This window comes from Duganella sp. GW821-FHT07F09 (genome assembly GCF_059418705.1).
Map to the genome: position 1 here is coordinate 34,016 of NZ_JBWKQJ010000023.1, position 14,226 is coordinate 48,241.

The 14,226-nt window shown below is 63.1% G+C and carries 10 protein-coding genes; 4 read left to right on the top strand and 6 right to left on the bottom strand.

Annotated elements, in window-relative coordinates; genetic code table 11:
- Positions 1–26: 26 nt before the first annotated feature.
- Complete coding sequence (locus tag AC07P1_RS32475; protein WP_494699723.1) at positions 27–1,886, bottom strand: ABCB family ABC transporter ATP-binding protein/permease; 1,860 nt, start codon at positions 1,884–1,886, stop codon at positions 27–29.
- Positions 1,887–1,947: 61 nt separating this feature from the next.
- On the opposite strand from AC07P1_RS32475, the gene AC07P1_RS32480 reads away from it, so the two are divergent.
- Together AC07P1_RS32480 and AC07P1_RS32485 are read left to right on the top strand one after the other, a co-directional pair.
- Positions 1,948–2,397, top strand: coding sequence for an acyl-CoA thioesterase (locus AC07P1_RS32480; protein WP_090324820.1), 450 nt, complete (start codon positions 1,948–1,950; stop codon positions 2,395–2,397).
- A gap of 15 nt (positions 2,398–2,412) precedes the next feature.
- A complete protein-coding gene (locus AC07P1_RS32485; protein ID WP_494699724.1) occupies positions 2,413–3,990 on the top strand; it encodes an alkaline phosphatase D family protein in 1,578 nt (525 codons plus the stop codon).
- A gap of 206 nt (positions 3,991–4,196) precedes the next feature.
- Here the strand turns inward: AC07P1_RS32485 and AC07P1_RS32490 are convergent, their stop codons facing one another.
- The 4 genes from AC07P1_RS32490 to AC07P1_RS32505 all read right to left on the bottom strand — a co-directional run bounded on the left by AC07P1_RS32490 (position 4,197) and on the right by AC07P1_RS32505 (position 10,980).
- Entirely contained in the window at positions 4,197–5,873 is a 1,677-nt protein-coding gene (locus AC07P1_RS32490) for a long-chain-fatty-acid--CoA ligase (RefSeq protein WP_494699725.1), read from the bottom strand.
- A gap of 1 nt (position 5,874) precedes the next feature.
- Positions 5,875–7,566: a long-chain-fatty-acid--CoA ligase gene (locus tag AC07P1_RS32495; protein ID WP_494699726.1), complete on the bottom strand. Its 1,692-nt coding sequence runs from the start codon at positions 7,564–7,566 to the stop codon at positions 5,875–5,877.
- A 168-nt stretch (positions 7,567–7,734) separates the two neighbouring features.
- Positions 7,735–8,892 (bottom strand): aminopeptidase, encoded by a 1,158-nt coding sequence (locus AC07P1_RS32500; RefSeq protein ID WP_494699727.1) that lies wholly within the window; start codon positions 8,890–8,892, stop codon positions 7,735–7,737.
- A 9-nt stretch (positions 8,893–8,901) separates the two neighbouring features.
- Positions 8,902–10,980, bottom strand: a complete 2,079-nt coding sequence (locus AC07P1_RS32505) for a molybdopterin-containing oxidoreductase family protein (RefSeq protein WP_494699728.1) — start codon at positions 10,978–10,980, stop codon at positions 8,902–8,904.
- Positions 10,981–11,139: 159 nt separating this feature from the next.
- On the opposite strand from AC07P1_RS32505, the gene AC07P1_RS32510 reads away from it, so the two are divergent.
- On the top strand, positions 11,140–12,330 hold the full coding sequence (locus tag AC07P1_RS32510) for a M20 aminoacylase family protein (protein ID WP_494699729.1): 1,191 nt from the start codon (positions 11,140–11,142) through the stop codon (positions 12,328–12,330).
- Between the two features lie 137 nt (positions 12,331–12,467).
- On the opposite strand, the gene AC07P1_RS32515 is transcribed toward AC07P1_RS32510, so the two are convergent.
- Positions 12,468–13,361: an NAD(P)-dependent oxidoreductase gene (locus AC07P1_RS32515; RefSeq protein ID WP_494699730.1), complete on the bottom strand. Its 894-nt coding sequence runs from the start codon at positions 13,359–13,361 to the stop codon at positions 12,468–12,470.
- Positions 13,362–13,473: 112 nt separating this feature from the next.
- Here AC07P1_RS32515 and AC07P1_RS32520 point away from each other — a divergent pair, with 112 nt between their 5' ends.
- Positions 13,474–14,016 (top strand): acyloxyacyl hydrolase, encoded by a 543-nt coding sequence (locus AC07P1_RS32520; RefSeq protein ID WP_494699731.1) that lies wholly within the window; start codon positions 13,474–13,476, stop codon positions 14,014–14,016.
- Positions 14,017–14,226 lie beyond the last annotated feature (210 nt).

Sequence of the window (14,226 nt, forward strand, 5' to 3'; positions counted from 1 at the left end):
ATCAACGGTTAAAAAAATGGGACAACCTATTCCGCGCGCACCGCGTCCTCGGGCGACGAGGTCAATTCCTCCTCGGCCTTGGCCTGCTGCCGCTGCCACATCTGCGCGTACAGACCGTCCGCCGCGAGCAGCGATTGGTGCGTACCGCGTTCGACGATGCGGCCGTGGTCGAGCACCAGGATCTGCTGCGCGTCGGCCACCGTCGACAGGCGGTGCGCGATGACCATTGTGGTGCGGCTCTTGGCGATTTCCTTGAGCTGCGCCTGGATCGCTTGCTCGGCCTTCGAGTCCAGCGCGGACGTGGCTTCGTCGAAGATCAGGATGGCGGGGTTCTTCAGCAAGGTGCGCGCTATCGCCACGCGCTGCTTTTCACCACCCGACAATTTCAAGCCTCGTTCGCCGACCATCGTGCCGTAACCGTCCGGCAGGCTTTCGATGAAGTCGTGGATTGATGCCGCCCTCGCCGCCGCAACGATCTGCTCCTTCGTGGCGCCGGGCTTGCCGTAGGCGATGTTGTATTCGATGGTGTCGTTGAACAGCACCGTATCCTGCGGCACGATGCCGATCGCGTGCCGCACCGAGTCCTGCGTCAGCGAGCGCAGGTCCTGGCCATCGATGGTGATGCCGCCGGCGTTGACTTCGTAGAAGCGGAACAACAATCGCGACAAGGTCGACTTGCCCGAACCGCTGTGCCCAACCACCGCCGTCGTGGTGCCCGGCGCGATGGTGAAGTCGACGTCGAACAGGATCTGGCGCTTGGATTCGTAGCTGAAGTCGACGTGGTTGAAGCGCACCTGCGCGCCGTGCGTGACCAGCGGCTGCGCATCCTTGGCGTCGGCGATCTCGCGGTTCTGGTCCAGCAGCGAGAACAGTTTTTCCATGTCGGCCAGGCTTTGCTTGATCTCGCGGTAGATTACGCCGAGGAAGTTGAGCGGAATATAAAGCTGGATCATGAATGCGTTGACCAGCACCAGATCGCCCAAGGTCATGGTGCCGTTGATGACGCCCACCGTGGCGCGCCACAAAATCAACGTGACGGCAATCGCGATGATCATCGACTGCCCGGTGTTCAGCAACGACAGCGATGTCTGCGACTTGACGGCGGCCGACTCGTAGCGCTGCAAGCCTTCGTCGTAGCGTTTGGCCTCGTAGTCCTCATTGCCGAAGTACTTGACGGTTTCGTAGTTGATCAGCGAGTCGATGGCCTTGGTGTTGGCCTTGGAGTCCAGATCGTTCATCGTGCGGCGGAAGTGCGTGCGCCAATTGGTGACGACGACAGTGAACGTGATGTACAACACCAGCGCGACGAAGGTGATCACCGAGAACCAGATATCGTAGTGCAGAACCAGATAGCCCAGCACCAAGGTGATCTCCACCAGGGTGGGCAGGATGTTGAACAGCGTGTACGAGATCAGCGAACCGACCGCGCGCGTGCCGCGTTCGATATCGCGCGTCATGCCGCCGGTCTGGCGGTTCAGGTGGAAGCGCAGCGACAGCGCGTGCAGGTGGCGGAACACTTGCAGCGCGATGGTGCGCACGGCGCGCTGCGTGACGCGCGCGAACAGGAATTCGCGCAGCTCGGTGAACAGGGTGGTCGAGACGCGCAACACGCCGTAGGCCACCAGCGCGGCGACCGGCAGTACCAGCAGCGCCTGCGGATGCGACGGCGTGATCGTCAGCGAATCGATCAGCTTTTTCATCACCACCGGCACGCCGACGTTGGCCAGCTTGGCGCCGACCAGGCAGCCCAGCGCCAGCAGCACGCGCCATTTGTAGACCCACAGGTAGGGAATCAGTGTCTTCAGGGTGGCGCTGTCGCTGCGGGTGGGTGTGGAGGCGGCGGCGGTGCCGACGGGGTCTGGCGGGGAATTCGGGTAACGGCGCATGGCGGATGTCGGCTTTTTATGGTTCAATCCCGGTAATTGTAGCCCCTGAAGAGAATTCACGATGACCACGCCCGAAAATCCAACACCCATCGCCGTCACCACGGTCAACCGCGGCCTGCCCGCCGGCAAAATGCCGGAACTGCGCATGATGCCGTCGCCGTCCGACGCCAACGTGTATGGTGATGTCTTCGGCGGCTGGATCATGTCGCAGGTCGATATCGCCGGCTCGCTGCCGGCCACCCGCCGCGCCAACGGCCGCGTGGCGACCATCGCCGTGAACTCGTTTCTGTTCAAGAATCCGGTGTTCGTGGGCGACCTGCTGTCGTTCTATGCTGATATTGTCAAGGTTGGCAATACGTCCATCACCGTTAACGTCGAGGTGTACGCGGAGCGCAACCGCCTGCAGGCCGACACCGTCAAGGTGACCGAGGCGGTGCTGACCTATGTGGCGACCGATTCTGACCGCAAACCGCGCAAGGTGCCGCCGATCGAAACGCTGATGCACCCGTAATCGGCGGCCGCCCGGGTGGACGCGCAACGCCGCATCTTCCTCGCCGCGCTGGCGGCATCGGCTGGCGCCGGCGCCGGCGCCCTTCCCGCCGCACCGGCGGGCGCCGGAAAAGCCGGCTATCCGTTCGGCCTCGGCGTCGCCTCCGGTTCTCCGCTGCCCAACGCGGTCGTCATCTGGACCCGCATCCTGCACGATCCACTCAACGCGGCGGCGATGCCGTCGGTGGCCTTCGCCGTGCGCTGGGAGGTAGCCGAGGATGAGCGCTTCAGCCGCATCGTCGCCAAGGGCACGGCCGGCGCCGCGCCGCAGCTGGCGCACAGCGTCCATGTCGATGTCACCGGCCTGTCGCCGGCGCGCTGGTACTGGTATCGCTTCATGCTGGGCGATGCCGTCAGCCCGATCGGGCGCACCCGTACCGCGCCCGCCGCCGACACCATGCCGGACCAGCTCAAACTGGCCGTGGCCTCGTGCCAGCACTGGGAGTTCGGCACCTATGCCGCGCACCGCCACATCGCCTCCGCCTCGCCCGATCTGGTGGCCTTCCTGGGCGATTACATCTACGAGTGGGGGCCGTACCAGCTGCGGCACCCGAAGCGCGCCGTACGGTCCTCCGAGTGCTTCACGCTGGCCGATTACCGCAACCGCTACGCCCAGTACAAGAGCGACCGCGATTTGCAGGCCGCGCACCACGTGGCGCCGTGGATCGTCACCTGGGACGACCACGAAGTCGCCAACGACTACGCCGATGACCGCGACGAGCGTCTGAATCCGAAGTTCATGGAGCGGCGCGCGGCGGCGTACCAGGCCTTCTACGAGCATATGCCGGTGCGGCTGGTGCTGCCCAAGCCGGGCGACTTCGCCAACATGCGCATCTACCAGCGCTACGACTGGGGAAGGCTGGCGCGCTTCCACGTGCTGGACGACCGCCAGTACCGCGCCTGGCAGGCTTGCGCGCCGGCGGAACGCGGCGGCTCGTCGTCGGTGGTGCGGCGCCAGTGCGCGGCGCTGGGCGACACGCGACGCACGATGCTGGGCGAGGTGCAGCAGCGCTGGCTGGACGATGGCCTGAAGTCCTCTCGGGCCCGCTGGAACATCCTGGCGCAGCAAACGCTGATGGCGCACAACAGCCAGGTGCCGTTCAAGAGCGAGGGCGACACGCGCATCTGGACCGATGGCTGGGATGGTTATCCGATGGCGCGCCGCCGTCTGCTCGACGGTCTGGCCATCAGCAAGGCGAGCAATCCATTGATTTTGTCCGGCGACGTGCACAGCTTCTTCGCCGCCGAGATCAGCCGCGATCCGGCGCGCGCCAAGTCGGGCGCGAACGCGGTGCTGGCCACGGAATTTTGCGGCACGTCGATCACGTCGCCATCGCGCCCGCAGTCGCGTACCGAGCAGTATGTGGCGATGAACCCGGGCATCAAGTACGGCCGCAGCGACAAGCGCGGCTTCATGCTGCTCAACGTTACGCCGGCGGCGACCACCACGCATTTCGTTGGGCTGAACGATGTGCACGACGCGGCCAGCGGCATCGCGACCGCCGCCAGTTTCGTGGTAGAGAACGGTAAGCCACGATTAAATCGCGGCGGCTGACAATATTGAATCCGAAGAAAAAACACGTAGGGCGGATTAGCGAAGCGTAATCGGCCATGCATGCGCCGCCGTTGACGCACACATGGCCGATTACGGCGTTCCGCCTCTAAAGCCTACCGGCAGGTAGGCTGCCCCTTCGATGGGCCCCCGGGGCGGTTAGCGGGCCTCGCCCGCTAATCCGCCCTACGTGATTCCGCGATCAAAATTTACGCTGGGGTCTTCGGCTTCTCGTCGCGCAGCTGGCGCCGCAGGATCTTGCCGACGTTGGTCTTCGGCAGCTCGTCGCGGAACTCGATGAACTTCGGCTTCTTGTACGCCGTCAGCTCGTGCTTACAATAATCCAGCAACTGCTCGGCCGTCAGGTTCGGATCCTTGCGCACCACGAACAGCTTGACCGCCTCGCCCGAGTTCTGGTCCGGCACGCCGATGCACGCCACCTCCAGCACGCCCGGATGCGCCGCCACCACGCCCTCGACCTCGTTCGGATACACGTTGAAGCCGGACACGATGATCATGTCTTTCTTGCGGTCGACGATACGCGTATAACCGCGCTCGTCCATGATGCCGATATCGCCCGTTTTGAAGAAGCCGTCGGCCGTCATCGTCTTGGCGGTCTCGTCCGCGCGGTTCCAGTAGCCGGCCATCACCTGCGGACCGCGAATCGCGATTTCGCCGGTCTGGCCCAGCGGCACCGGATTGCCGTCGTCGTCGAGGATCTGCACCTCGGTCGACGGAATCGGCAGGCCGATGGTGCCGGTGAATTCCTTGATGTCGACGCGGTTGGCGGTGGCCACCGGCGACGTCTCCGACAAGCCGTAGCCTTCGATGATCGGCGTGCCGGTCACCTTCAGCCACTTGTCGGCCACGGCCTTTTGCACGGCCATGCCGCCGCCGTTGCACACCGAGTAGCTGGAGAAGTCGAGCTTGGAGAACTCCGGATTGTTCAGCAGCGCGTTGTACAAGGTGTTCACGGCGGGGAACACGGCCACGCGGTACTTGGACAGTTCCTTGATGAAGCCGGGGATGTCGCGCGGGTTCGGGACCAGCAGGGTCAACCCGCCCATGCGCATGCCCATCAGGGCGCTGATGGTCAGCGAGTAAATGTGATACAGCGGCAGCGCGGCGACGAACACGATCTGCTCTTTGTGCTCTTTGAACTGCAGCCAGGCCTCGTTCTGCAGCACGTTGGCGATGATGTTACTGTGCAGCAGAATCGCGCCCTTGGAGACACCGGTGGTGCCGCCCGTGTATTGCAGGAAGGCGATATCCTCATGTCCCTGCTTGGCCGGCTGCAAGGTCATGTTGGCCGCCTCGGACAGCATCTTCTTGTACGAAATCGAACCGGGCAGCGAGAACGCCGGCACCAACTTCTTGACCTTGCGCACCACCAGGTTGACGATCGCGCCTTTGAGCGTGCCGAGCATGTCGCCCATGGTGGCGACGATCACGTGCTTGACCTTGGTGTGCGAGATGACCTGCTCCACCGTGGTGGCGAAGTTCTCCAGCACGATGATCGCTTCCGAGCCCGAGTCCACCAGCTGGTGCTGCAACTCGCGCGGCGTGTACAGCGGATTGACGTTGACCACCGTGTAGCCGGCGCGCAGGACGGCGGCCATCGCCACCGGATATTGCAGCACGTTCGGCATCATGATCGCCACGCGCGCGCCCGGCTGCAGGCCCTTGCTTTGCAGCCAGGCGCCCATGCGCAGCGACAGCTTGTCCAGCTCGCCGTAGGTGAGGAATTTATCCATGCACACATAGGCGTTGCGGTCGGCGTATTTGCGGAACGATTCCTCCAGCAGATGCGTGACCGAACGGTATTGCGTCGGATCGATCTCCGTCGGCATGTTTGCGGGGTAGGACTTGAGCCAGATTTTTTCCATCTTATGCAGCCTTTTTCTTATCATTGGTGTGTTCGTCCCGCAGCACGCGCCGCAGGATCTTACCGACATTGGTTTTTGGCAGTTCCTCGCGGAACTCTATGTATTTCGGTTTTTTGTAGCCGGTCAATTGCTCTTTGCAGAAGGCCATCAGCTGGTCGGCGGTCAGGCTCGGGTCCTTGCGCACCACGAACACCTTGACCGCCTCGCCCGCGTGTTCGTCCGGCACGCCAATGCACGCGCATTCCAGCACGCCCGGATGGGACGAGATCACGCCCTCCAGTTCGTTGGGGTAGACGTTGAAGCCGGAGACCAGGATCATATCCTTCTTGCGGTCGACGATCTTGGTGTAGCCGTTCTCGTCCATCACGCCGATGTCGCCCGATTTGAAGAAGCCGTCGGCGGTCATCACCTTGGCCGTCTCGTCCGGACGGTTCCAGTAGCCGGCCATCACCTGCGGGCCGCGAATGGCGATCTCGCCGGGCTGGCCCAGCGGCACCTCGTTGCCGTCGTCGTCGAGGATGGCGATGTCGGTCGACGGCATCGGCAGGCCGATGGTGCCGGTGAAGTCGGCGATGTCGGTGCGGTTGCAGGTGGCCACCGGCGAGGTCTCGGACAAGCCGTAGCCTTCGACGATGGGAACCCCCGTCACTTTGCGCCAGCGGTCGTTGACCGATTGCTGCACCGCCATGCCGCCGCCGTTGCACATCTTTAGCGCCGAGAAATCCAGGTGCACGAAATCGGGATGATTCAGGAGCGCGTTGTACAGCGTGTTGACCGCCGGCAGCATGTGGAAGCGGTACTTGGCTAGTTCCTTGATGAAGCCGCCGATGTCGCGCGGATTCGGGATCAGGAGATTGAGCGCGCCCACGCGCATGCCCCACATGGCGCAGGCCGTCAGCGCGAAGATATGGTACAGCGGCAGCGCCGCCACGATGACGTTCTGCTCGGACAGGCCGCCCATCGCCGGGCGGCCCCACGCTTCCGTTTGCAGCAGGTTGGCGATCACGTTCTTGTGCGTCAGCACGGCGCCCTTGGCCACGCCGGTGGTGCCGCCCGTGTATTGCAGGAAGGCCGGGTCGTCCTGGTTGATCTCGACCGGCGTCAGCTTCATGCCGCCGCCCTGCGACAACGCATCCTTGAAGCGCACCGCGTTCGGCAAGGAGAACGGCGGCACCAGCCGCTTGACGTTGCGCACGACGAAGTTAACCAGCATGCCTTTCGGCCCGCCCAGCATCTCGCCGATGCTGCCGACCAGGATGTGCCGCACTTGTGTGCGGCCCAGCACCTCTTCGAGCGTGTTGGCGAAGTTCTCGAGAATGACGATGGCCTCGCAGCCGGAGTCGTTGAGCTGATGTTCGAGTTCGCGCGGCGTGTACAGAGGATTGATGTTGACCACCGTGTAGCCGGCGCGCAGGATGGCGGCGATGGCGATCGGATACTGCAGCACGTTGGGCATCATGATGCCGACGCGCGCGCCCTTCTTCATGGCGCGGCTTTGCAGCCAGGCGCCGATGCGTCGGGAGTGGGCGTCGACCTCGGCGTAGGTGAGGAACTTGTCCATGCAGACGTAGGCGTTACGGTCCGCGAACTTATGAAAGGACTCCTCCAGCAACTGCACCAGCGAACGGTACTGTGCCGTGTCGACCTCCGTCGGCATGCCCGGCGGATAGGACTTCAACCAGATTTTCTCCATCCTGTGCCTCTCGTCTCATTATCATTATAGTCGCGGCGCACAGTGCCGCTCCAGGGCAGGTGGGATCGTCTGCGCGAACAGCCTGAGCCTGCTTATGATGCGATGCTATCGGGCAGTCAGCCCGGACGCAAGCGCATTTAAGCATAATTAGAACATCGCTTCTAACGGCTATTTATGCTGCATAGCAGCATCAACTACGCCTTCGGCGATGGTAGCTTGCTGCTGCGGTCGTACAAGGCGCTCGGCGTCCAGCATTGCGAGGCGGGTGAGGTGGTCGAGTTGCTGTTGGCGTTGAGCGAAATCAAGCAAAGCCAATTTTTGCGCCGCACCATAAAATCGCACGAACGTTCGCTCCTGCTTCATCAGTTCGCGGAAGGCGGGCAAATAATCGTGGTAAGTTCCCACAGCGCTGAGGTGGGCGTTGGTCAGCGGCTCGGCGAACCAGCGGTCGTAGCCGGCGTAGCCGCCCCAGCTTTCCTTGAGTTTCTGGTAGTCCGATTTCAGGTGGGCGAAGATGCGGGCCTTCTCGGCGCGACGGTGGCGGGTGCTGGTCTTGCTGGCGTAATTATCGGCCAGCATCTGCCGGTGCCTGACCAGCAACGCCAGGAAATCCTGGCGGCGCGCGTTGTTGCGCACGTAGCTCTCGCGCATCTCGGGCGTGCCGTACAGTTCCAGCCAGCGCTGCACGCCGGCCTCCTCGACGGCGGTGGCGAAACTCTCGTTGAACTGGGTGTCGCCCTGCACGTAGACGACCTGGTGCGACAGCTCATGGAACACCATGCGCGCCAGTTCGGCATCGGAATAATTGATGAAGGTCGATAGCAGCGGATCGCTGAACCAGCCCAGGGTGGAGTACGCCGGCACGCCGCCGACCTGGACGTCGTTGCCCTCCTCGCGCAGCTCGTCGGCGTAAGCGGTGGCGTCGGCCTTGCTGTAGTAGCCGCGGTAGCTGACGCAGCCGGCGATCGGGAAGCACCACTGGATCGGCCTCAGCGACAGCTCCGGCGTCGCCACCACGTTCCACAGCACAAACGGACGCGACAGCGCGGCGTAGTTCTTGTAGCTGGCGTTGTTGGGAAGGCCCAGTTCCTGCACCGCGAAGCGGCGGATCAGCAAGGCTTTTTCGAGGCGGGCCTTGAGGCGGGGATCGGTGTTCGGATCACCCAGCCAGTCGTCGATCGGACGGGCGTCCGACCACAGCGCGTACTGGCCCTGCGCGGCCTGTACGTAGTACCGCAGCTGGGCGCAACCGGCCAGCAGCAGTACGGAGCATGCCGTCGCGAGCCAGTACTTGGCCCGCATGGCACGGCGGAGAAAATTGCGCATATGCTACCTTCAAGCAACGACTCTTTCAATCTCTACGAGTGTATCGTAAAAAGTCGGCGCGCGGCCCATGTCGGTGAGGCGTTGGCTGGTGACCTCATTGGCGTTTTTACCATCCCTGGCTAGCTTCTTCCACCACACTGACAAACCGACAACCAGGCCCGGACGGGCCTTGTCCGTGACGCGCGCCTTGGCGATAAAACTGCCTCTGTCATTGTGGATGCGCACCATATCGGCGTCGGAAATACCCCGTTTCGCCGCGTCGTCGGGGTGGATGTCGAGGTGCGGTTCGCCCTCCGCGGAGCGCAAACTCTTGACGTTTACAAATGACGAATTCAAAAAATTTCGCGCCGGCGGAGAGATCATCGCCAGCGGATATTTTTTCGCAAGTTGAGGGTTGCTAGCAACAGATTCATACGGAGGTAGATAAGTCGGCAACGGATCGAGTCCGTCCGCTTCCATCGCGGCGGAATAGAATTCGCATTTGCCGGACGGCGTCGTGAAACCGCCCTGTGCGAACGGGGCCTCCGGCATGTTGAGCTTTTGCCAGCCCTTCAGTTTCAACGACTCCCAATCGAAGTGCACGGCGCGCACGTCCTGGGTGTTGAAGGCGATCGATGCCAGTTCGTCGTCGCTGTCGCGGAAGCATGGATCGTCGAAGCCCATGGCCGCCGCCAGCAGGCGGAAGATCTCGGTGTTGGGCTTGGACTCGCCCAGCGGCGCGATGGCGGCATTGTTGGCCATCATGTACAGGTGGCCGAAGGACGTGTGCGTGTCGACGTGCTCGAGCTGCGTGGTGGCGGGCAGCACGATGTCGGCGTAGTCGACGGTGTCGGTCTGGAAGTGCTCGAGCACGACGGTGAACAGGTCCTCGCGCGCGAAGCCCGCCGCCACCTTCGACGAGTCCGGCGCGATCGCCACCGGGTTGGAGTTGTAGACGATGACGGCCTCCACCGCCGGCCCGAACTCCGGCGAGGCCGGGCGCAGCAGGTCGTCGCCGATGGTGGTCATGTTGATGGTGCGCGGCATGGACTTGAGCAGGTCGGGCCGCTGCAGCGCCACCTTGTTGGACGGGAAGGAGCCGCTCGACGACAGCTGGATGCCGCCGGCCGCGTGGCGCCATGCGCCCACCAGCGCCGGCAGGCAAGCGATGTTGCGCACGGCGGTGCCGCCGCCGCGCACGCGCTGCACGCCGTAGTTGACGCGGATCGCCACCGGCTCGCCGGCCTTGGCCGTGCCGCCGTACAGGCGCGCCAGGTCGACCACCTCGGCGGCGGTGATGCCGCAGGTCTCGGCGACGCGTTCCGGCGTCCATTCGGCGACGCGCGCTTTTAGCTGCTCGAAGCCGAGCGTATGCAGCGCGATGTAGTCATGATCGAGCAAGTCCTCGGCGATCAGCACGTGCATCAGGCCCAGCGCCAGCGCGGCGTCGGTGCCGGGCAGCGGCGCGATGTGCTGGTGGCATTTCTCCGCCGTCAGCGAGCGGTACGGGTCGATGGCGATGAGCTTGGCGCCGTTGCGCTTGGCTTCCTGCGCGCGCGTCCAGAAGTGCAGGTTGGAGGCGATCGGATTGCCTCCCCAGATGATGATCAGTTTGGCGTTCTGGAACTGCTCCATGTCGGTGCCGACCGACGCGCCTATCGTGTACTTGTAGCCGGTCGCGCCGGCGGTGGCGCAGACGGTGCGGTCCAGCAGCGAGGCGCCGAGCTTGTTGAAGAAGCGCGAGGACATCGACTCGCCCTGCAGCAGGCCCATGGTGCCGCAGTAGCTGTACGGCAGGATCGCTTCCGGCGCGCGCGCGGCGATCGGCTTGAGCCGGGCGGCGATGGTGGCCAGCGCCTCGTCCCAGCTGATGCGCTCGAACTTGCCCTCGCCCTTCTTGCCAATCCGGCGCAGCGGGTGCAGCAGGCGCTCGGCGTGGTAGGTGCGCTCGGTGTAGCGCGCCACCTTGGTGCACAGCACACCGGCGGTGGTCGGATGGTCGGGATCGCCCTTGACGGCGGTCGCGACGCCATCCTCCACGGTCACCAGCAGGGCGCAGGTATCGGGACAGTCGTGCGGGCAGACCGCGCGAACTTGTGTGGTTGTCATTGTCAAAAGTCCAAAAAGCGTACACTGAAAGCAGTATCGTAAACCATTACGGGGTGGTGGATACCAAGCTTGGGGCCGCTCTGGATAAACTCGTACGACAAGGGCTACAATGGCTATTCTCACCGCCCACAAGGCAGGCGACCCATTTTGGAGAAGCAAATGAAACTAGTTGATCCCATCATTGCCTTTCAGTCCGAATTGCAAGACATCCGGCGCGACCTGCATGCCCATCCGGAACTCTGCTATGAAGAGCAGCGCACCTCCGACGTGGTGGCGGCCAAGCTGACGGAATGGGGCATCCCCGTGATTCGCGGCCTCGGCCTCACCGGCGTGGTCGGGATCATCAAGAACGGCAGCTCGAACCGCGCGATCGGCCTGCGCGCCGACATGGACGCGCTGCCGATGCAGGAGGTGAACACCTTCCCGCACGCGTCGCGCCATCCAGGCAAGATGCACGCCTGCGGCCACGACGGCCACACCGCCATGCTGCTGGGCGCGGCCAGGCACCTGGCCGAGAACCGCAACTTCGACGGCACCGTGTACGTGGTGTTCCAGCCGGCCGAGGAAGGCGGCGCCGGCGCGAAGCGCATGATCGAGGACGGTCTGTTCGAGCAATGTCCGATGGACGCCATTTACGGCATGCACAACTGGCCTGGAATTCCGTCGGGCCACATGAGTGTGGTCGAGGGGCCGATGATGGCCTCCAGTAACGAGTTTTATCTGACGATCAAGGGCAAGGGCGCGCACGCGGCCCAGCCGCACAAGGGCATCGATCCGGTGATGGTGGCGGTGCAGATCGCTCAGAGCTGGCAGACCATTATCTCCCGGCAGAAAAGTCCGCTGGATACGGCGGTGCTGTCGATTACGCAGATCCACGCCGGCAGCGCCACCAATGTGATTCCGGACGAGGCCAAGATGGTTGGCACGGTGCGCACCTTCACCACGCCGGTGCTGGACATGATCGAAACGCGCATGGGCGAGATCGCGCGGCACACGGCGGCGGCGTTCGGGGCGGAGGTGGAATACAAGTTCCGACGAAATTATCCGCCGTTGGTGAATCATGCGGTCGAGACGCGCTTCGCGGTCGAGGTGATGAAAGAGGTGGTTGGCGCGGATAAGGTTGATGACAACGTCGAGCCGACCATGGGGGCGGAGGATTTCGCGTTCTTCCTGCAGGCTAAGCCTGGGTGCTATATTTTTATCGGGAATGGCGAGGGGGATCACCGCGATGGTGGCCATGGACTGGGGCCGTGCGTGCTGCACAATGGCAGTTATGATTTCAACGACAATCTGTTGCCGGTGGGCGCGAGTTTCTGGGTGCGGCTGGCAGAGAAAAGCTTACCGAGGTAACACGTAGGGGGGATTAGCGAAGCGTAATCGGCCATGCATGCGCCGCCGGCGGCTCACAAATGGCCAATTACGGCGTTCCGCCTAATCCGCCCTACGTATCTCCGTGGTATTTTCCGCGCCAGAGGTGCCAGCAACCGTTACACACGGTCCTTGGCCTTGCCCACCCTTTGCCCAGGATTGAGCTGCTCCAACCCCACCAGCGCCGCCGAATGATCGGCCTGCGGCATCGTCTCCGCCAACACCCGATATCGCTCCGTCACCAACTCCGTCACCGGCAACGTCACCCCCGCCGCTTCCGCCGCCGCCAGGATGTTGCGCTGATCCTTCAGCTGCGTCGTCACCTTGCCGCCGGCGACGAAATTCCGCTCCAGCATCCGCTGGCCATGCACATCCAAAATCTTGCTCTCGGCGAAGCCGCCCCGAATCGCGGCCCGCATCGCCGCCGGATCCGCGCCGGCCGCTTGCGCCAGCAACATCGCCTCGGCCACGATATTGATTGTGGCGCCGACGATCAACTGATTGCACAGCTTGGCCACCTGGCCGCTGCCGGCAGGCCCGACCAGTGTCGGCCGCCCCATCGCCGTCAACACTGGCTCCACCTCGGCGAAGTCCGCAGGATCGCCTCCGGCCATGATCGCCAAGGTACCCGCCGCCGCGCCGCCCACGCCACCGGACACCGGCGCATCGATAAAGCGCCTGCCCTGCGCTTGCAACAGCGCATGAAACGCCTGTGCCTCCGCCTGCTGCGTCGAGCTCATATCCACCCACAACGCATTCGGCGCCAGCGCCGGCAAGGCGTCGCGCAATACTTGCGCCACGATCGGCCCCGCCTCCAGCATCGAGATGACGATGCCCGCGTCGCGCACGACCTCGTCCAGCCGCGCCACCGGCAGCGCGCCGGCGGACGCCAGCGCCTCCGCCTTGGCGAAGGTGCGGTTCCAGACCGTAACGGAATGGCCGGCCGTTAGCAGGCGGCGTACCATCGGGTCTCCCATCAAGCCAATACCGAGAAATGCGATTCGCGTAGACAATTCTGCTCCTGGAATAGTCAAAACAACGGTGCGCCGGAAGAAATTTCGGAACACCGGTACAATCTTGGCAGCCGTATACACACATGAATACAGCACTCAATACAAGGATACTATGTTCGCGAAAACAATGATGGCAGCAGCGGTCGCGCTGTTGATGAGCCAGGCCGCGATGGCCCAACAACTGATCGACTCGGTGTCGGTGGACTACGGCACGGCGTCGAAGCAACGTATGGTGCGCCTGAGCGCCGCCAATGACTGGGATAAAAAATGGTTCCAGTCCAACGGCACGCATCTGAGCGGTTACTGGGAAGGCAGCGTCGGTTACTGGCGCCAGAACCAATACCGCAATGTGCCGGGCTGGGAAAAAGGCCTGTGGGACGTGGGCTTCACCCCGGTGTTCCGCTTCCAGAACGACAACAAGAAGGGCATTTACTACGAAGCCGGCGTCGGTGTTCACCTGTTGTCCAGCCTGTATAGGAACGACGGCAAGGAATTATCGACCGCCTTCCAGTTCGGCGACCACATCGGCATCGGCTATGTGATGCAGAACAATTGGGAAGTTGCCCTCAAGTTGCAGCACTTCTCTAACGCCAGCATCAAAAGCCCGAATGGCGGCGCGAACTTCCTTGAACTCAAAGCGGCGTACCACTTTTAATCAAGTACCTGACCAGATAAGCGCTTCTTCGGAAGCGCTTTTTTTTATGGCCAGTTCCGGAACTTAAACGCAAAAAACCCCCATCGGCACCGAACGCGATCTTGAGCGCGTTCAGGCTGATGGGGGTTTTTCTATATAACTAGCCTGACGATAACCTACTTTCACACTGGTTGCAGCACTATCATCGGCGCAGAGTTGTTTCACGGTCCT